Annotated in this window: 18 protein-coding genes; 5 read left to right on the forward strand and 13 right to left on the reverse strand. The window is 71.9% G+C overall.

Annotated elements, in window-relative coordinates; genetic code table 11:
• The first annotated feature begins 46 nt into the window (after nucleotides 1–46).
• Nucleotides 47–541: a DUF3145 domain-containing protein gene (locus OG700_RS28415; RefSeq protein WP_405618404.1), complete on the forward strand. Its 495-nt coding sequence runs from the start codon at nucleotides 47–49 to the stop codon at nucleotides 539–541.
• A 34-nt stretch (nucleotides 542–575) separates the two neighbouring features.
• Nucleotides 576–1,451 (forward strand): NAD(P)-dependent oxidoreductase, encoded by an 876-nt coding sequence (locus tag OG700_RS28420; RefSeq protein WP_405618406.1) that lies wholly within the window; start codon nucleotides 576–578, stop codon nucleotides 1,449–1,451.
• A gap of 105 nt (nucleotides 1,452–1,556) precedes the next feature.
• Here OG700_RS28420 and fabF read toward each other — a convergent pair whose 3' ends face one another.
• From fabF to OG700_RS28445, 5 genes are all read right to left on the reverse strand, one after another.
• Nucleotides 1,557–2,819 (reverse strand): beta-ketoacyl-ACP synthase II, encoded by a 1,263-nt coding sequence (gene fabF / locus OG700_RS28425; RefSeq protein WP_405618408.1) that lies wholly within the window; start codon nucleotides 2,817–2,819, stop codon nucleotides 1,557–1,559.
• Nucleotides 2,820–2,900: 81 nt separating this feature from the next.
• Nucleotides 2,901–3,149, reverse strand: coding sequence for an acyl carrier protein (locus OG700_RS28430; RefSeq protein WP_356593394.1), 249 nt, complete (start codon nucleotides 3,147–3,149; stop codon nucleotides 2,901–2,903).
• A 234-nt stretch (nucleotides 3,150–3,383) separates the two neighbouring features.
• Nucleotides 3,384–4,385, reverse strand: coding sequence for a ketoacyl-ACP synthase III (locus tag OG700_RS28435; protein ID WP_405618411.1), 1,002 nt, complete (start codon nucleotides 4,383–4,385; stop codon nucleotides 3,384–3,386).
• 15 nt (nucleotides 4,386–4,400) lie between these two features.
• Nucleotides 4,401–5,330, reverse strand: a complete 930-nt coding sequence (locus OG700_RS28440; RefSeq protein WP_405618413.1) for an ACP S-malonyltransferase — start codon at nucleotides 5,328–5,330, stop codon at nucleotides 4,401–4,403.
• Between the two features lie 89 nt (nucleotides 5,331–5,419).
• A complete protein-coding gene (locus tag OG700_RS28445) occupies nucleotides 5,420–6,601 on the reverse strand; it encodes a helix-turn-helix domain-containing protein (RefSeq protein WP_329388215.1) in 1,182 nt (393 codons plus the stop codon).
• 61 nt (nucleotides 6,602–6,662) lie between these two features.
• Here OG700_RS28445 and OG700_RS28450 point away from each other — a divergent pair, with 61 nt between their 5' ends.
• Nucleotides 6,663–7,316 (forward strand): pirin family protein, encoded by a 654-nt coding sequence (locus tag OG700_RS28450; RefSeq protein WP_405622038.1) that lies wholly within the window; start codon nucleotides 6,663–6,665, stop codon nucleotides 7,314–7,316.
• On the opposite strand, the gene OG700_RS28455 is transcribed toward OG700_RS28450, so the two are convergent.
• Nucleotides 7,313–8,131, reverse strand: coding sequence for a serine hydrolase domain-containing protein (locus OG700_RS28455; RefSeq protein ID WP_405618415.1), 819 nt, complete (start codon nucleotides 8,129–8,131; stop codon nucleotides 7,313–7,315). The genes OG700_RS28450 and OG700_RS28455 overlap by 4 nt on opposite strands.
• A gap of 113 nt (nucleotides 8,132–8,244) precedes the next feature.
• Here OG700_RS28455 and OG700_RS28460 point away from each other — a divergent pair, with 113 nt between their 5' ends.
• Complete coding sequence (locus OG700_RS28460; protein WP_405618417.1) at nucleotides 8,245–8,712, forward strand: MerR family transcriptional regulator; 468 nt, start codon at nucleotides 8,245–8,247, stop codon at nucleotides 8,710–8,712.
• Nucleotides 8,709–9,728 (forward strand): aldo/keto reductase, encoded by a 1,020-nt coding sequence (locus OG700_RS28465; protein ID WP_405618419.1) that lies wholly within the window; start codon nucleotides 8,709–8,711, stop codon nucleotides 9,726–9,728. The genes OG700_RS28460 and OG700_RS28465 overlap by 4 nt, the downstream gene beginning before the upstream one ends.
• 8 nt (nucleotides 9,729–9,736) lie before the next feature.
• Here the strand turns inward: OG700_RS28465 and OG700_RS28470 are convergent, their stop codons facing one another.
• The 7 genes from OG700_RS28470 to OG700_RS28500 all read right to left on the reverse strand — a co-directional run bounded on the left by OG700_RS28470 (nucleotide 9,737) and on the right by OG700_RS28500 (nucleotide 17,785).
• The gene (locus OG700_RS28470) at nucleotides 9,737–10,930 is read right to left on the reverse strand and encodes an acyltransferase (RefSeq protein ID WP_405618421.1); all 1,194 of its coding nucleotides are present in this window, start codon (nucleotides 10,928–10,930) and stop codon (nucleotides 9,737–9,739) included.
• Nucleotides 10,927–11,967 carry an alpha/beta hydrolase gene (locus tag OG700_RS28475; protein ID WP_405618424.1) on the reverse strand — a complete coding sequence of 347 codons (1,041 nt, stop codon included), beginning with the start codon at nucleotides 11,965–11,967 and terminating at the stop codon, nucleotides 10,927–10,929. Before OG700_RS28475 ends, OG700_RS28470 begins: the two co-directional genes overlap by 4 nt.
• 629 nt (nucleotides 11,968–12,596) lie before the next feature.
• Entirely contained in the window at nucleotides 12,597–13,271 is a 675-nt protein-coding gene (locus OG700_RS28480) for a response regulator (protein ID WP_405618426.1), read from the reverse strand.
• The gene (locus OG700_RS28485; protein WP_405618428.1) at nucleotides 13,268–14,602 is read right to left on the reverse strand and encodes a sensor histidine kinase; all 1,335 of its coding nucleotides are present in this window, start codon (nucleotides 14,600–14,602) and stop codon (nucleotides 13,268–13,270) included. Before OG700_RS28485 ends, OG700_RS28480 begins: the two co-directional genes overlap by 4 nt.
• A gap of 97 nt (nucleotides 14,603–14,699) precedes the next feature.
• Nucleotides 14,700–15,590: a DUF4429 domain-containing protein gene (locus tag OG700_RS28490; RefSeq protein WP_405618430.1), complete on the reverse strand. Its 891-nt coding sequence runs from the start codon at nucleotides 15,588–15,590 to the stop codon at nucleotides 14,700–14,702.
• Nucleotides 15,591–15,664: 74 nt separating this feature from the next.
• The gene (locus tag OG700_RS28495; protein WP_405618432.1) at nucleotides 15,665–16,876 is read right to left on the reverse strand and encodes an alpha/beta hydrolase; all 1,212 of its coding nucleotides are present in this window, start codon (nucleotides 16,874–16,876) and stop codon (nucleotides 15,665–15,667) included.
• A gap of 222 nt (nucleotides 16,877–17,098) precedes the next feature.
• Entirely contained in the window at nucleotides 17,099–17,785 is a 687-nt protein-coding gene (locus OG700_RS28500) for a TetR family transcriptional regulator (protein ID WP_405618434.1), read from the reverse strand.
• Nucleotides 17,786–17,869: the final 84 nt, after the last annotated feature.

Genomic DNA, 17,869 nt, shown 5'->3' on the forward strand with positions numbered 1-17,869 from the left:
GAGGCCGCCTGGGCAAGGCGAACCTCGTCCCACACTGGAGGTCCCGGTGACCACACGTGGTGTTCTGTACGTTCACTCCGCGCCACGCGCGATGTGCCCCCACGTCGAATGGGCGGTGGCGGGCGTCCTCGGCCTGCGCGTGCAGCTCGACTGGATCCGGCAGCCCGCCTCACCCGGCACCTGGCGGTCCGAGTTCTCCTGGCAGGGCGAGGCCGGCACGGCGTCCAAGCTCGCCTCCGCGCTGCGCGGCTGGCAGATGCTGCGCTTCGAGGTGACCGCCGAACCCAGCCCCACGGCCGAGGGCGAGCGCTACAGCGCCACCCCCGAGCTGGGCATCTTCCACGCCGTCACCGGCATGCACGGCGACATCCTGGTCCCCGAGGACCGGCTGCGCGCCGCCCTCGCCCGGTCGCTGACCGGCGAGACGCAGCTGGCGGCCGAGGTCGCGAAGCTGCTCGGCAAGCCGTGGGACGACGAGCTGGAGCCCTTCCGGTACGCGGGCGAGGGCGCCCCGGTGCGCTGGCTGCACCAGGTCGTCTGAGGCGGACCGTACGGCCTCGTTCTACCGTGGGCGGATGGCTGATCAACTCGAAGTAGCTGTTCTCGGCACGGGCATCATGGGCGCCGCGATGGCCCGCAATCTCAGCCGGACCGGGCACGCCGTCCGGGTCTGGAACCGTACCCGCGCGAAGGCGGAGCCGCTGGCGGCCGACGGGGCGCGCGTCGCGGACAGCCCGGCGGACGCCGTACGCGGCGCGGACGTCGTCCTCACGATGCTGTACGACGGCGCCGCCGTCCTGGAGACGATGACGGCGGCGGCCCCGGGGCTGCGGCCCGGCACCGTCTGGCTCCAGACGACGACGGTGGGCACGGAAGGGCTCACCCCACTCGCGGAGCTGGCGGACACGCACGGACTGGTCTTCTTCGACTCGCCCGTGCTGGGCACCAAGGGCCCCGCCGAACAGGGGAAACTCGTCGTTCTCGGCGCGGGTCCCGAGGACGCGCGGGAGGCCGTCACGTCCGTGCTGGCGGCCGTGGGCGACCGCACCGTCTGGGTCGGCGCGGACGGCGCGTCCGGTGCGGCGACGAGGCTCAAACTCGTCTGCAACAGCTGGGTCCTGACGCTCACCCACGGAACGGCCGAGGCGCTGGCCCTGGCGAAGGGACTGGACGTCGACCCGCGGAGCTTCCTGGACGCCATGGCAGGCGGCAGCCTCGACTGCGGTTACCTCCGCATCAAGGCGTCGGCGATCCTCGATGACGACTACACCCCGAACTTCGCCCTCACCACGGCCGCGAAGGACGCGCGGCTGATCGTTTCAGCGGGCGAGGCGGAGGGGGTTCGCCTGGACATCGCGGAGGCGGGGGCGAACCGCTTCGCGCGGGCGGAGGCGAAGGGGCACGGCGCGCAGGACATGGCGGCGACGTACTTCGCGAGCTTCGACACCTGAGCCAGTGCCGGCCGGTGGGTGGTTTGTCCTCAATCGCCGGACGGGCGTGAAGTACCCGCCGGACGGGCTCATTTCGAGCCCGTCCGGCGGTCGGGAACAGGTCGTTCAGACCGAGCGGAACGCCAGTACCACGTTGTGGCCGCCGAAGCCGAACGAGTTGTTGATCGCCGAGATCGTGCCCGAGGGCAGCACCCGCGGCTCGCCGCGCACGATGTCCGCGTCGACCTCCTCGTCCGGGTTGTCGAGGTTGATCGTCGGCGGGGCCAGCCGGTTGTACAGCGCGAGGACCGTCGCCACCGTCTCGATGCCGCCCGCGCCGCCCAGCAGATGGCCGGTCATCGACTTCGTACCGGAGACGGCGACATGGTCGAGGTCTTCGCCCAGCACCCGGCGCAGCGCCTTGATCTCCGCGATGTCGCCCTGCGGCGTCGAGGTGGCGTGCGCGTTCAGGTGCACGACCTCCGACGGCTTCATGCCGGTGTTGTCGAGCAGATTCCGCATCGCCGCCGCGACGCCGCGGCCGGTCGGCTCCGGCTGGGCGATGTGGTGGCTGTCGGCGGACAGGCCCTGGCCCAGCACCTCGCAGTAGACCCGCGCGCCGCGGGCGGCGGCGTGCTCGGCGGACTCCAGGATCACGACCCCCGCGCCCTCGCCGAGGACGAAGCCGTCACGGGCCTTGTCGTACGGGCGGGACGCCTTCTCGGGCTCGTCGTTGTTCTTCGACATCGCCATCATGTTGGCGAACGCGGCGACCGGCAGCGGGTGGATCGCCGCCTCCGTGCCGCCCGCCACCACGACGTCGGCGCGGCCGGTGCGGATCATCTCCACGGCGTACCCGATGGCCTCGGCGCCCGACGCGCACGCGGAGACCGGGGTGTGCACGCCGGCCTGGGCGTTCACCTCCAGACCGACGTTCGCGGAGGGGCCGTTCGGCATCAGCATCGGCACGGTGTGCGGGGAGACGCGGCGTACGCCCTTCTCCTTCAGCACGTCGTACTGGTCGAGGAGGGTGGTCACGCCGCCGATGCCGGAGGCGATGACCGTGCCGAGGCGTTCGGGGGCGATGGACTCGTCCTCGCCCGCCTTGGCCTTGTAGCCCGCGTCGGCCCACGCCTCACGGGCCGCGATCAGCGCGAACTGCGCCGAGCGGTCCAGCTTGCGGGCGAGCGGACGGGGCAGCACGTCGCCCGGATCGACCGCGGCGAGCGCGGCGATCCGGACAGGCAGATCGGCGAACCGCTCACTTTCGAGGGGCTTGACGCCCGAGCGGCCGGCGAGCAGGCCCTCCCAGGTCGATGCGCTGTCGCCACCCAGCGGTGTGGTTGCGCCGATACCGGTGACGACCACGGTGCGATTGGTCGGGCTCACTGGAATTCTTTCTCCACGTGTAGAGGGTGCGGAATTTTTTTACGGCGCCACCACCGGGTGGCGTCAGCCGCGCGACCTGGATCAGACCTGGTGCTTCGCGATGTAGTCGGCGGCGTCGCCGACGGTCTTCAGGTTCTTGACGTCGTCGTCCGGGATCTTCACGTCGAAGCGCTCCTCGGCGGCGACGACGACCTCGACCATGGACAGCGAGTCGACGTCCAGGTCGTCGGTGAAGGACTTGTCCAGCTGGACGTCCTCGACCGGGATGCCGGCGATCTCGTTCACGATCTCCGCGAGACCGGTGACGATCTCTTCCTGAGTGGCGGCCATGTGGGCGCTCCTTCGATATTCAGCGTGAGCAGAGGGATTTGTACAAGCACGGTCCGGAAGGCTCCGGTGTGCCTGGTGCCCGACCGGCAAGTTTCGCTCCGTCGCGCCGCCCATCACGCACGCTCGCCGCGTCGGCCAAAAGCCCTGGTAGCTCCGCTACGAGGACTTCCGGCCGCCTTGCGGTCGCACGCACTGGACGACGCTCCTTTCGGGCAAACATTGCCGGTCGGGGCACTAGGGGAGGGTAACGACCGTCGCGGCGTACACGAGACCCGCCCCGAAGCCGATGACGAGCGCGGTGTCGCCGCTCTTCGCCTGACCGGTCGCCAGAAGCCGCTCCATCGCGAGCGGGATCGAGGCGGCCGAGGTGTTGCCGGTGGTTTCGACGTCGCGGGCGACCGTGACGTGCTCCGGCAGTTTCAGAGTCTTCACCATCGAGTCGATGATCCGCATATTGGCCTGGTGCGGAATGAAGACGTCCAGGTCCGCCGAGGTGATCCCGGCCGCGTCGAGGGCCTGTTGGGCGATCTTCGCCATCTCGAAGACGGCCCAGCGGAAGACCGCCTGGCCCTCCTGGGTGAGGGCGGGGAACTTCTGCGGCGTGCCGTTACGGTAGTCGTCCCACGGCACGGTCTGCATGATCGTGTTCGACTTGTCGCCCTCGGAACCCCAGACCGTCGGACCGATCATCGGCTCCCGCGCCGGGCCGACGACGACCGCGCCCGCGCCGTCGCCGAACAGGAAGGCCGTGGCCCGGTCTTCGAGGTCGGTCAGGTCCGACAGCCGCTCCACACCGATGACCAGGACGTACTCCGCCGAGCCCTCGACGACCATGCCCTTGGCGAGCGTCAGCCCGTAACCGAAGCCGGCGCAGCCCGCCGAGATGTCGAACGCGGCCGGCCTGCCCGCGCCGATCCGGTCGGCGATCTCCGTGGCGATGGCCGGCGTCTGCTTGAAGTGCGAGACGGTCGACACGATCACGCCGCCGATCTGCTCGGGCGTGATCCCGGCGTCGGCGATGGCCTTGCCGGACGCCTCGATCGACATCATCGCCACGGTCTCCTCCTCGGAGGCCCAGTGCCGGGTCGCGATACCGGAGCGGGAGCGGATCCATTCGTCGGACGAGTCGATCGTCTGAAGGATCACCTCGTTGGGCACCACGCGCGTCGGACGGTAGCCGCCGACACCCATGATGCGGGCGTACGGCGCGCCCTGGCTGGGCCTGATCTTCGCCATGCTCTCTCGGGCTCCTTAGGAAGCGTGCTCTGCGACGATCTCGCGAGCCGTGTCGAGGTCGGCGGGGGTCTTCAGCGCGAGGATCCGTACACCGGGCAGGGCGCGCTTGGCGATGTTGGTCAGCGTGCCACCGGGGCACAGCTCGATCAGCGCGGTCACACCCTGCTCCTTGAACGTGTCCATGCACAGGTCCCAGCGGACCGGGTTGGCGACCTGGCCCACCAGACGTGCGACGACCTCGGCCCCCGTGGGCACAGTCTGCCCGTCCTTGTTGGAGACGTACGGCAGGGCCGGGTCGGACACGGCGAGCTTTCCGGCCGCGTCCGCCAGCGTCGCCACCGCCGGAGCCATGTGCTCGGTGTGGAAGGCGCCCGCGACCTTGAGGGCCACCACGCGCCGTACGCCCTCGGGCTTGTCGGCCTCCAGCGCGGCGATCTGCTCCAGGGTGCCGGCGGCCACGATCTGGCCGGCGCCGTTCACGTTCGCCGAGGTCAGGCCGAGCTTCGCCAGATGCGGCAGGGTCACGTCCGGGTCGCCGCCGAGCAGCGCCGCCATACCGGTCGGCGTGATGCCCGCCGCCTCGGCCATGGCCAGTCCGCGCGTACGGACGAAGCCCAGCGCGGCCTCCTCGCTCAGCACGCCCGCGTACACGGCGGCGGTGATCTCGCCGACGCTGTGCCCGGCGACCGCGCCGATCCGCGCACCGTCGCCGACGAGCCCGCGTACGGCGTCGGCGGACAGCAGCCCCGCGGCGACCAGCAGCGGCTGGGCCACCGCGGTGTCACGGATCTCGTCCGCGTCGGCCTTCGTGCCGTAGTGGACCAGATCGAGGCCGATGGCGTCCGACCACGCCCGCAGCCGGTCTTCGGCGCCGGGAAGGTCGAGCCAGGGAGTCAGGAAGCCGGGCGTCTGAGCGCCTTGGCCGGGAGCGACGAGTACGAGCACCCTCACACTCTCTCGTGCGGACGGCCTCCGCCGCCCGTGGGGACAAGGACGAAGAACCGTCGGGGGAATTGTTGATGTCCCACAAAAGGCTAGGAGGGTGATTCCCCGTCGGCCAGCCTTCCCAAGATCAGGGCGATCCGCAGAGTGAAAGCGGAACGGACGTCCGACGGCGACCAACCGGTGACGTCCGTCACACGTCGAAGCCGGTAGCGCACGGTGTTGGGGTGCACGAACAGCATCCGCGCGGCGCCTTCCAGACTGCTCGCCTGCTCCAGATACACACTCAGAGTCTCCAGCAGCGCCGAGCCCGCTTCTTCGAGTGGTCTGTAGATCTCCTCCACCAGTTGCTCACGCGCGGCCGGATCCGACGCGATCGCGCGCTCCGGCAGGAGATCGTCGGAGAGTACGGGACGCGGCGCGTCCTGCCACGCCGAACACGCCTTCAGCCCGGCCGCCGCCGCCTGCGCCGACCTCGTGGCCGCCAGCAGGTCGGGCACCACGGGCCCCGCCACCACCGGCCCCGCCGCGTACGGCCCGATCAGCGCCTTCGCGACCTGGAGCGGATTGTCGCTGCCGCCCGCGATGACCACCAGCCGGTCGCCGAGCACCCCGGTCAGGACCTGGAGCTTGGCGTGCCGCGCGGCCCGGCGGATCGCCTCCACCGTCAGCTCGCTGTCCCCGTCGGGCGCGGTGCCCAGCAGCACACACACATGATCGGGCGAGTTCCAGCCCAGCGCCGAGGCCCGCGACACCGCGCCCTCGTCGGCCTCGCCCGACAGCACCGCGTTCACCACCAGCGACTCCAGCCGCGCGTCCCAGGCGCCGCGTGCCTCGGCGGCCTGCGCGTACACCTGCGCCGTCGCGAAGGCGATCTCCCGCGCGTACACGAGCAGCGCCTCGCGCAGCACCGACACATCACCGGGCGCCGCGACCTCCTCGATCGCCGACTCCATCACCTCGATGGTGGTGCGCACCATCTCGACGGTCTGGCGCAGCGTGATGGCCCGCGTCAACTCGCGCGGCGCCGTACCGAACACGTCGGTGGAGATGGCCTGCGGGGTCTCGGGGTGCCGGAACCACTCGGTGAAGGCCGCGATACCGGCCTGCGCCACCAGACCGATCCAGGAACGGTTCTCCGGCGGCATCGCCCGATACCACGGCAGCTTCTCGTCCATGCGGGCGATCGCGTTCGCGGCCAGCCTGCCCGCCGACTTCTCCAGTCGGCGCAGGGTCGCGGGATGCGGATGGGCTTCGTTCGCGGGTTCAGGCACGGGACAAGACTGCCTTATCGGGACGGCCACGTGCCGGGCCGGGTCTACCGTGGGGACCGTGATTTCCGTTCGGTACGCAGACGACCGCTATCCCGGTGGTGACCCGTCCGCCGGGATCGAGTCCTCGCACGCCTTCTCCTTCGGGCAGTTCTACGACCCCGACAACCTCCGGTTCGGCGCGGTGATCGCCTGCAACGAGGAACGCCTCGCGCCCGGCGCCGGCTTCGACGAACACCCGCACAGCCACACCGAGATCGTCACCTGGGTCGTCGAAGGACAGCTCACCCACCGCGATTCCGCCGGGAACGCCACGCTGGTGCGGCCCGGCGACGTCCAGCGGCTCAGCGCGGGCGGCGGCGTACGGCACGTGGAGCGCAACGACGGCGAACAGCCGCTGGTCTTCGTCCAGATGTGGCTCGCCCCGCTCGCCCCCGGCGGCGACCCCCGGTACGAGATCGTGCACGGCATCGCCGACTCCACGCCCTACGCCCTGCCCGAGGCACGCGCCATGCTGCACGTGCGCCGGCTGAAGGAGGACGAACGGTCCGCGGTGCCCGACGCGGCGTACGCGTATCTGCACGTGGTGCGGGGACTGGTGGTCCTGGCGGGAGTGGAACTGGGCCCCGGCGACTCGGCGCGCATCACGGACTCCGACGGCCTCGAACTGACCGCGCTGACCCCGGCCGAGGTACTGATCTGGGAACTGGGTTCCTAGAGACCCCGCAGCTCCGCCAGCACCGCGTCCGTGAACGGCGGCCACGCCTCGACCGCCCACGGGCCGAAGTCCCGGTCCGTCAGCGCCACGCACGCCGCGCCCGCGTCCGGGTCGACCCACAGGAACGTGCCGGACTGCCCGAAGTGGCCGAACGTGCGCGGCGACGACGAACTCCCCGTCCAGTGCGGCGACTTGGAGTCGCGGATCTCGAAGCCCAGGCCCCAGTCGTTGGGGTTCCGGTGCCCGTAGCCCGGCAGGACCCCGGACAGTCCCGGATGGACCACCGTCATCGCCTCCAGCACCGTACGGGGGTCGAGCAGCCGCGGCGCCTGGAGTTCGGCGGTGAACCGGACGAGGTCGTCCACCGTCGAGGTGCCGGCCCAGGCGGGCGAGCCGTCCAGGGTGGTCGACACCATGCCCAGCGGTTCGAGGACCGCCTGGCGCAGATACTCGGGGAACGGGATGTCCGTCGCCTTGGCGATGTGGTCCCCGAGCACCTCGAAACCCGCGTTCGAGTACAGCCGCCGGGTGCCGGGCGGGGCCGCCACCTGGTGCTCGACGAAGGCCAGACCGCTGGTGTGCGAGAGGAGATGGCGGACCGTCGAGCCCTCGGGCCCGGCCGGTTCGTCCAGCTCGATCGCCCCCTCCTCGTACGCCACGAGCGCCGCGTACGCGGCGAGCGGCTTGGTCACGGACGCCAGCGGGAAACGGCGCGACGCCGGGCCGTGCGACCCGGTCACCGTGCCGTCCGCCCGTACGACGGCCGCCGCGGCGGCCGGTACCGGCCAGTTCTCGATCATCGCCAGGCTCTGCATGCCCACGAGCGTAGACCGGCCCCCCACGGCCCCGGACCCCGGGACGGCGACGCGCGAGAATCGTCACGGGTTCCACTTGCCTGGAGCGCACTCCAAGGTTCTACGTTGAAGGTATGACGCTGATGGAAAGCACCCCCGTCCGGACCGGGCCCAAGGACATCTGCGTATCGGCCCCGACGCCGCACCCCCGCCCCGTCGGCCGGGACCAGTACACGATCAGCGAAGTCGTCGCCTTCACCGGCCTCACCGCGCACACCCTGCGCTGGTACGAGCGCATCGGGCTCATGCCGCACGTCGAGCGGTCGCACACCGGGCAGCGGCGCTTCACCAATCGCGACCTCGACTGGCTCACCTTCGTCGGCAAACTGCGCCTGACCGGCATGCCGGTCGCCGACATGGTCCGCTACGCCGAACTGGTCCGGGAGGGCGAGCACACCTTCGAACGGCGGCAGGAGCTGCTGGAGCAGACCCGGCGCGACGTACGCACCCGGATCGCCGAACTCCACGACACCCTCGCCGTACTCGACCGCAAGATCGACTACTACGCCGGTGCGCACCGGGCGTCGGAAAGGGCCTCATGACCAGCACCACGGAGAAGATCGGCACGGTGACACTCGGCGCCACCGGACCCACGGTCGGCGTCCAGGGCTTCGGCGCCATGGGCATCAGCGAGTTCTACGGCGACACCGACGAGACCGCCGCCCGCGACACCCTCGAAGCGACCGTCGAAGCCGGGGTCACCCTCATCGACACCGCCGACGTGTACGGGCGCGGCGCCAACGAGACGTTCCTCGCGCCCTTCGTCGCCGCACACCGCGACGAGATCACCCTCGCCACCAAATTCGGCATCGAGCGCGGCGACGACCCCACCCACCGGGGCATCCGCAACGACCCCGCATACATCAAGCAGGCCGTGGAAGGCTCCCTGCGGCGCCTGGGCGTCGACGTCATCGACCTCTACTACACGCACCGCCGCGACCCCGCCGTACCGTTCGCCGAGTCCGTCGGCGCGCTGGCCGACCTCGTCACCGAGGGCAAGGTCAAACACCTCGGCCTCAGCGAGGTCACCGGCGCGGAGCTGCGCGAGGCGTACGCCGTGCACCCGATCACCGCGCTCCAGTCCGAGTGGTCGCTGTTCTCCCGCGACGTCGAGACCAGCGCGGTGGCCGCCGCCGCGGAGCTGGGCGTCGGACTCGTACCGTACTCACCGCTCGGCCGCGGCTTCCTGACCGGCTCGTTCACGCAGGCCGACAAGGAACTCACGGACAACGACTTCCGGCGCGACCAGCCCCGCTTCACCGGCGACAACGCGGGCCGCAACGCCGCGCTCCTCGAACCCGTGCGCACCGTGGCCGCCGCGCACGGCGCGACCCTCGGCCAGATCGCGCTCGCCTGGGTGCGGCAGCGGGCACAGGTGCACGGCCTGACCGTCGTACCGATCCCCGGCACCCGCAAGCGCTCGCGCCTGCTGGAGAACGCCGCCGCCACCCGCATCACCCTCACCCCGGAGCAACTGGCGCTCCTGGAGCCGATCGCCGGCCAGGTCACCGGCGACCGCTACCGGGACATGTCGTCGACGGCCACGGCCCGCGAGTAGTGCCCGCGTCACGACGCCAGCGCGTACACCGCGAAGCCCGCCGCGAGCAGCCCAGCCGCCGCCCGGCGGGCCTTCGCCGTACGTGTCCCCGACTGCCACGGCGTCTCGAAGACCCGCGCGTACCGGGCGATCAGCACCAGCACCACCGCGAACAGCGGCATCCACAGCACCCGGCCCAGAATCCAGCCGAGCGAGTCCGGCGCCGTCGTCAGCCCCGGCACCGCGCCCAGATACGACCCCGGCACCGCCGCCGCCAGCATCGCCGTCTGGTGCCAGCACAGGATCGTCATCGCCGACAGATTGATCACCACGACCGGCGCCCACAGCGCGGGCCTGCGCAGCACTCGCGCGATACGGTCCCGCAGCAGGATCGCCGCACCGCTCTGCGCGGCGGCCAGCGCGAGCACCAGCAGCGACGGCGGATGCGAATTGGTCCGCGCCTCGCCGGGCACCCCGACCATCGACGCCGGGTAGTGAAAGACCAGCAGCAGTACGGCGAAGAGCACCCCGCCGCCCACGAGCAGCACCCGCGCACCACGCCGGCCGATCCTGCCCTCACCCCACGACACGCCCAGCTGATACGCGAACAGCCAGCCCGGCAGGATGTTCACCACGCTCAGCCACCCGGGCATGGAATCGCCCAACGGGCCGTACCGCAGCACGTCCACGACGGCCACCACCCCCAGCAACGGCGCGGCGGCCCACGCGCCCAGGCGCCGCGCCGCCCGCACGCAGTACGGCGTCAGCGCCGTCACCACGACGTACACCCCCACGAACCACAGCGGCTGCACCACCAGCGTCGAGCCCGTACGCAGCGTCGTCCCCGGCACACCGGCCGCGTACAGCACCGGAATCAGCACCGCCCACACCGCCGTCACACCCAGCACCGGCCGCCCCAGCCGGACGACACGCTGGCGAAGCCATGCCGCAGTGGACCCCTTCCGGCGCCCGTACGACAGCACCGACGCGTAACCACCGACCAGGAAGAAGATGCCCAGCATCTGGAGCACCCAGCTCACCGGCGCGAGGAAGCCGAACGTGCCCAGCGGGCTCGCGTTGCGCAACGCGCCGCCGTCCAGGGTGAATCCGCCCAGCAGCCAGTGCCCGGTCGGCACCGCGAGCAGCGCCAGCGCGCGCAGACCGTCGATCGCGCGGTCCCGGGACGCGGGCGTGCGCGCCTCGATCCTCTCGACGAGCCTCATCGCACCTCACCACCCGTCGCGATGGAGGCGAAGGCGCGCAGCGAGTCCGTGCCGGGGGCGAAGTAACCGGTGTGCCCGTGCGCCGTCCGCGCGGGCACCCGGCGCGCCCCGAAGTCCGCCGCCGCCGGGTCCGTGCCGTGGCCCAGGCCCAGGAACTCGACGTTCGGCACCTTGGAGATCCAGTCCGACGGGTCCTTCGCGGCCCACACCCGGGCGTCCGTGCGCAGCGCGTCCACGGTGTCGGCGCGCATGCCGGGGGAGCCCAGGACCACGATGTCGCTGGCCGCCGCCTCACTCGCGGCGAGCCCGCACACCACGGAGCCGTAGCTGTGGCAGAACAGCTTCGGTGTCCCGGCGCCGACCGCCGCCAGCCCCTCGGTGAACCGGGCCAGCCGCTCCGCCCCCACCTCGGCGAGCTCCCCGGTCGCGGCGTCCAGCCCCACGCCGACGGGCGTCGTGTAACCGGCCCACGCCACGACGGCGGTACGCCCTCCGGTCGCGGTCCGCAGCGACGTGGCCATCCCGGCGGGGGTGCCGTACGCGTCTCCGGACCGGTCGTACGTCCCCGCGTCGATGTCCGATCCCGGTACCACGACAGCGATATGACGGGACGTCAGCAGATCCCCGTACACCTCGGCGACGGTGCCGCGGCCTCTCGGGTCGAAGGCGACGATCTGCCGGCCGGGCGCGGCGAGACGGCTGTAGCGGGGGTCCTTCGCGAGAGCGAGCCTGTTGGCCCGGTACCGGATTTCGACGGGGACGCCGTCGAGGTTCCCCACGACCGAGGGGTGCCGCTCGGTCAGCTCCTGCCGCTGCGTGGCGCTCAACGTGGCGAAGAAGGCGGCGACTTGGGCGGGGGCCGCGGTCTCGGGGTCGGGCAGCGCGCGCCCGAACGCCCCGTCGTGCCGCCAGGCCGCTGTACCGGGCGGCGGCCCGTCGACCGGCCGCTGCCCACTCCCGGCGGCCCATCCGGCGGTGCCCGACACCAGGGTGGCCATCAGCGCGATGGCGACCAAGGTCCTTCTGTAGCGGCGCATTTCGCGTCTCCCTCGTCGTGGCCACGGGGTGTGTCGTGGCGGGAGGAAGGTAGGAAGACGACGGGTGCGGGGGCGTCACACCGGGGGGTGAAGTCGGGGGTGCTACTGGGGTAGGGGGCGGGGTGGGTTCACCGGTGCCGCCCCGGTGGCCGTTGTTCTCAAGCGCCGGACGGGCTTGGGTGGGTTGCGGGTGTCGGCTGACAGTCGGGGTGCGCGTCTGTCCGCGCCTGCGGGTCGGGTTCGGCCTCAAGCGCCGGCCGGGCTTGGTGGTTGCGGTTGTCGGCTGCCGGTCGGGGTTCGGGGCCTGAGGGTGGGTGTGTCCGGACACTCAAGCGTGATGTGTGGCGCAACTCGGACCAGCCCTCCCAAGACCGCTGGGCGCCGTAAATCATGCCGCTCCGGGCATGACCCGGAGCGGCCCCCGGCCACCGGCCGCACCACAGGCGCCTCAACCCGCCGCCGGGCGGGCGCATTTCAAGCCCGTCCGGCGCTTGAGGACGAACCCCGCCACCACGCGGACCCGGTCCGACCAACCCGGCCAGCACCCCAACCACCCCAGCCCGGCCGGCGCTTGAGGCCGACCCCGGCCCGCAGGGCCGCCCCCGCCGCCCCCCGCCGGGGGCAGGCGATCAACCCCCGGGCGCGACCACCCCGGACTCGTACGCGAAGATCACCGCCTGCGCCCTGTCCCGCAACCCCAACTTCGCCAGCACCCGCCCGATATGCGTCTTCACCGTCTGTTCCGCGAGGATCAGGTGATCCGCGATCTCCTGGTTCGACAGCCCCCGCGCGATCAGTTCGAGCACCTCCGTCTCGCGCGGCGTCAGCCCCTTCAGCCGCAGCGAGCGGTCCTTGCGTGGTGCCGGCCGCTGCTGCGCGAAGTCCGCGATCAGCCGGCGTGTCACCGACGGCGCCAGCAGCGCCTCGCCCGCCGCGACCACGCGGACCGCCGAGATCAGGTCCGCGGGCGGCGCGTCCTTGAGGAGGAACCCGGAGGCTCCGGCGCGCAGCGCCTCGTACACGTAGTCGTCCACGTCGAAGGTGGTCAGCATCAGCACCTTCGGCCGGTGCACCACCCCCACCGGCGGGTCCAGCAGCGCGCGGGCCGCCGCCAGGCCGTCCATCTCGGGCATCCGGACGTCCATCAGGACCACGTCGGGGTGGGTGCGGTGGCTGACCTCGATGCCCTGGCGGCCGTCCGGCGCCTCGCCGACCACGTCGATGTCGGCCTGCGCCGACAGCAGCGCGGCGAACCCCGCCCGCACCATGGCCTGGTCGTCGACGATGATCACGCGGATGGTCACGAAGGGTCCTTTGAGGTCGGGGCGGCGTCCGGGGCCAGCGGCAGCCTCGCGGCGACCCGGAACCCGCCGTCCGGCAGTGGTCCGGTGTCCAGCGTGCCGCCGGTCAACCGTACGCGTTCGCGCATACCAATCAGCCCGTGACCCGTGCCGGACGCCTCCAGCGGGGATGTGCGCGCCGTCGCGGGCGGCCCGTTGACGACCAGCACGGTCAGCCAGTCTGCGTTCCCGGTCACCGAGACCCGGGTCGGTGCCTCGGGTGCGTGCCGTACGACGTTGGACAGGGCCTCCTGGATGATGCGGTACGCGGAGAGGTCCACCGACGGCGGGACGGGGCCGAGATCCGCCGCCAGGGACAGCTCGGCGGGCACCCCGGCCCGTACCGTCGCCTCGACCAGTTGCTGGACGCGGCTCAGTCCCGGCTGCGGCGCCCGCTCACCCGCCGAGCCGTCGCTGCGCAGCACCGCCAGCAGCCGCCGCATCTCGGTCAGCGACTCCCGGGCACCGGCGGCGATCGTGGAGAACTCCTCGCGCGCCGCGTCCGGCAGCCCGTCGATCCGGTACGGCGCCGAGTCGGCCTGCACGGTGATCACGGACATGTGGTGGGCGACGACGTCGTGCAACTCGCGGGCGATACGGGTCCGTTCCTCCAGCAGTGTGCGCTGCGCGCGTTCGACCTCGCTGATGGTCTTCTGCTCCACCAGCCTGCGCTGGGCGTCACCGCGCTCGCGCAGGGCGGCCGTGACGAGCAGGATCGTCCCGCTGAGCACGAACAGCAGGAGGTGGACGCCGTCGCTGCGCTCCTGCGAGATCAGCTCGAAGACCAGCCCCGCCGCCCCGGTCGCGAGCCAGACGGCGAGGAGCGTACGGCGCGGCTCGCGCAGCCCCAGGCACGCCATCAGCAGGAGGTAGCCGACGACGGCCATCGGCGTCCACGGCCAGGACCGGCCGTCCAGGTCGCCCGCCGAAGTCAGGAGCAGCACCGCGCCGACGATGTCCGCCGTGAAGATGATCCACCAGGCCTGGAGCGGCCGGGTCACGGCGAGCAGCAGCGGCGCGGCCTGCGCGGTGGCGAGCGCCCCCGCCCAGCCGCCGGCCAGCTGGTAGTCCTGGACGAGCACGGTCACCGTGGTCGGCAGCAGCGCGACGGCGAAGCCGAAGGCGATGACGTACGGCGCGAAGCGCTGCCACCGCTTGGCGGCGTGTGCCAGCAGCGGTTCGGTGGACACGGCCGGGGTGCGCAGGGCGTTGCCGAGCGAGCGCAGCGACTCACCGGCACGGGCGGCGCGGGTCGCCGGGGGGACGGGCGGGGGAGGTGGATCTTCGGTACTCATGGCCGGTCCAGCGTATGCAGCGCGCGTACCGGCGGCGTCATACCCAGGAGCCACCGTCGGGCTCATACCCCAGTAGGGGGTCGGCCGGCTACGCGCGTCACAGCTCCGCCAGCAGCTCCGCCTTCTTCGCGCTGAACTCGTCGTCGGTGACGAGCCCCGCCTCGTGCAGCTCCCCGAGGTGCCTGATCCGATCGGCGATGTCGGCCGGGTCGCGCCGGCCCGACGCCATCACCGGCACCGGGGCCGGAACCGCGTCCACGGCGGGACCGGAGCCCGACGTCCGTACGGCGGCCAGTACCGCCGCCGCGAACGGCAGCGACTCGTGGACCGGCCCATAGCCGAGGCCGAACACCACGGCCGCCGGGTCGTGGTCGGCCTGCGCGGGCTGCTGCCGGTCGCCGCGGCGCAGCAGCCGCAGGTAGCCGTCGAAGACCTCGGGGGAGCGCCATTCGACGCCGCACAGCTCCGGGACGCCGAAGCGCTGGTCGCCCGCCTTCCACTTCGCCGACGACGCGCCGGTCCAGAACCAGCGGAAGGACACCTTGGCCCCGTCGAAGGACGCCTTGCCGTCGTACGCCTTGAAGTGCAGGGGCGCCGGGGGAGGGTCCACCAGATAGCGGTCGGCCGGTTCCTTCTCGTCGAGCGGCCCGGTCGTGGCGATGGCGGCGCGCAACTCGTCCGCGTAGTACTCCGCGAGCGTCTCGCGCTCCGCGGGCAGCACCAGCCGGTAGGGATCGCCGGTGTCCTTGAGCTGGCCCGCCGCCGCCTCCATCAGGGGGTCGGCGCCCGCTCGGGGCACGGCGTGCAGCACCACCGTCCCGCGCTTGCCCGGGGAGAGCGTCACCGACGCCAACGCCTCGTGCGGTACGCGCCGTTCGCGCAGTGCCTGGAAGAGTCTTGGCGTGCGTATCCCCCGTTCGAAGCGGATGAGCACGGAGTCGCTTTCGAACTCCCAGGTGGCATGAATTCCGGCCAGCACATCACCCATGTGCCTCATCGTATGCGGCGAAAGGCCGCACGTCGCCCCTCGGCACCCACCCCGCCCACCGAGTTCTACGCGCGTCAGATCACTTCCGCGCCGGAGATGTCGCTCCGGCACGCGTCACCGTCGTCCGCACAGCTGGTGTCGCGGTACGAACCGACCCCGATGTCCGCGAAGTTCCGCAAGCTCTCCGTCCCCGGCTCGAAATAGCCGCTGTGGCCGACCGCGCCCCGCGCGGACAGCACCCGTGCGCCGAAGTCCGGTGCCATCGGGTCGGCGCCGTGGCCGAGCCCGCCGACCTCCAGGTAGGGCACGTCCTGGATCCAGTCGTCCTGGTCGCGCATCGCCCAGACCCGGGCGTGGGTGTCGAGGCGTCCCGCGTTGTCGACCCGCATGCCGGGACTGCCCGCGACCGCCACGTCCGTGACCCGGCCGGGCAGTTGGCGCGCGGCGATGCCGCAGACCACGGAGCCGTAGCTGTGGCAGATCAGCGAGACCCGCGAGTCGCCGGGCAGCGCCGCGGTGAGCGCGTTGAGGCGTACTGCACCGTTCGAGGCCAGTCTCCCGATCGCCGCGTCCATGCCGAGACCGGCGGGTGCCGTGTAGTCGGCCCAGGCGATGACGGCGGTACGGGTACGGGGCGAGGCCGCCCGCTCCGCGTCGTACAGCGACGCGGCCATGCCGACCGGTGCGGTGAAGTGGCGGTCGGTCCGCTCGAACGTCAGCAGGTTCGTGTCGACGCCCGGCACGACCACCGACACGCGCTCGGCGCTGCCGAGATCGCCGAAGACCTCGGCGGCCCGGCCGTTGCCGGTCGGATCGAAGGCGAGGATGTGCCGGTCGCCGGTCGTCATCGACTCGAAGCGGTGCATCCGAAGCGTCGCCTGGTGCCGTCCCGCGAAGGACAGCCTGCTGTCGTGCATCCGTCCGCGCTCGACGTCGCGCGCCTGGATCACGGCCAGCCGGTTGGCCCGGTAGCGAAGGGTGAGGGGCGCGCCGTTGAGGTTGCCCACCACCAGCGGGTAGCGGTCGGCGAGCCGGATCCGCTGCGCGGTGGTGAGCGAGGCGAAGAACGCGGCCAGCCGCCGCGGCGACGACCCGGGGTCCGGCAGGTCGAGGAGCCCGACCCGGCCCTTCTCCCAGGCCGACAGGGCTCTCTCCCGCGCGGTGCCGTGCTCGCCGTGCTGCTGGAGGGCGGTCCACCCGGTGGTCGCCAGCATCACGAAGACCACTGCGAGTGCCAGCAGAGTGCGCCACGCGGTGAGGGACGGGGAGGAGTCGAAGGAAGTCACCGCACGACACACTAGGAGACGTACGGCGGCCCTCGGGGTGAGCGTGAGACAGGTCACTCCCCGTCGAGGGGTGAACTGGCGTTTGGCTACGCTCGGTCGGGGTGGCGCGCACGCAATAGAGCGTGCCTGTGGCGTACGTAACAGGGCGGAAGGTGTGAATCGGCCTCGTGCGGACGGCTGCTGGGCAGCGGCCGGGGCGCGGGCGTCACCCGCCGTGAGTGCTCACAGGTCCTCTCGTACTCCGGTCGACGGCTCTCGCGGAGCGCTCCAGTCACCCGCGAGCGCGGGCACGAGCTCGTCCAGATACGACTCCGTCAGCTCACGCAGCCCGTCCAGACCGGTCTCCCGGCCCTGTCCCCACAGCCGTCCCGCCACCCGCATCACCCCGGAGAACGCGGCGACGGCCACGCGCGGACGCGGATCGCTCTCCACGTCGAGCCCCTCACGCTCGGCGATCACCCGCGCGACCTGCTCCTCCAGCTCGGTGGCGCGCCGCAGATGCGCGGCCAGCAGGGAGGGGGTGGATTCGATCATCCGGTAGACGCGCAGATGCAGTTCGACCGGGACCAGGGACTCGATGGCCTCGCTGATGCTGTTCCAGGCGGCCAGCACCGCGTGGTGCATCGCCTCGAACGGGGTCTCCTCGGACGGGCGTTGACGCAGCTCCGCCAGGAAGCGCGTCTCCACCATGTCCTGGATGGTGAAGGCCGCCTCCTCCTTGCCGGCGAAGTAGCGGAAGAAGGTGCGCTGGGAGACGTCGACGGCCTCGGTGATCTCGTCGACGGTGGTCTCGTCGTACCCCCGCGTCGTGAACAGGTCGAGGGCCGCCCGCAGCAGGGCGCCACGCGTGCGCCGCTTCTTCAACTCGCGGAGTCCGGCCGGGTGCTGTGCCGCCCGCTGCCCGTCCATCGTTCTCCGGTCCTCTTTCCCGTACGACCGGTGCGACCGGTGCGCCCGTCACGTCCGGTGCGCTTCGTGCGCGTAATCTCGTGT

Origin of the sequence: Streptomyces sp. NBC_01508, assembly GCF_045040315.1 — a bacterium.
In the GTDB taxonomy this organism is placed as follows: domain Bacteria; phylum Actinomycetota; class Actinomycetes; order Streptomycetales; family Streptomycetaceae; genus Streptomyces.

Excerpts from the sequence above, each read along its gene's own strand:
- OG700_RS28420 (WP_405618406.1), top strand. The coding sequence starts at position 576 with ATGGCTGATCAACTCGAAGTAGCTGTTCTCGGCACGGGCATCATGGGC.
- OG700_RS28430 (WP_356593394.1), bottom strand. The coding sequence starts at position 3,149 with ATGGCCGCCACTCAGGAAGAGATCGTCACCGGTCTCGCGGAGATCGTG.
- OG700_RS28435 (WP_405618411.1), bottom strand. The coding sequence starts at position 4,385 with ATGGCGAAGATCAGGCCCAGCCAGGGCGCGCCGTACGCCCGCATCATG.
- OG700_RS28455 (WP_405618415.1), bottom strand. The coding sequence starts at position 8,131 with ATGCAGAGCCTGGCGATGATCGAGAACTGGCCGGTACCGGCCGCCGCG.
- OG700_RS28460 (WP_405618417.1), top strand. The coding sequence starts at position 8,245 with ATGACGCTGATGGAAAGCACCCCCGTCCGGACCGGGCCCAAGGACATC.
- OG700_RS28465 (WP_405618419.1), top strand. The coding sequence starts at position 8,709 with ATGACCAGCACCACGGAGAAGATCGGCACGGTGACACTCGGCGCCACC.
- OG700_RS28470 (WP_405618421.1), bottom strand. The coding sequence starts at position 10,930 with ATGAGGCTCGTCGAGAGGATCGAGGCGCGCACGCCCGCGTCCCGGGAC.
- OG700_RS28475 (WP_405618424.1), bottom strand. The coding sequence starts at position 11,967 with ATGCGCCGCTACAGAAGGACCTTGGTCGCCATCGCGCTGATGGCCACC.
- OG700_RS28485 (WP_405618428.1), bottom strand. The coding sequence starts at position 14,602 with ATGAGTACCGAAGATCCACCTCCCCCGCCCGTCCCCCCGGCGACCCGC.
- OG700_RS28490 (WP_405618430.1), bottom strand. The coding sequence starts at position 15,590 with ATGGGTGATGTGCTGGCCGGAATTCATGCCACCTGGGAGTTCGAAAGC.
- OG700_RS28500 (WP_405618434.1), bottom strand. The coding sequence starts at position 17,785 with ATGGACGGGCAGCGGGCGGCACAGCACCCGGCCGGACTCCGCGAGTTG.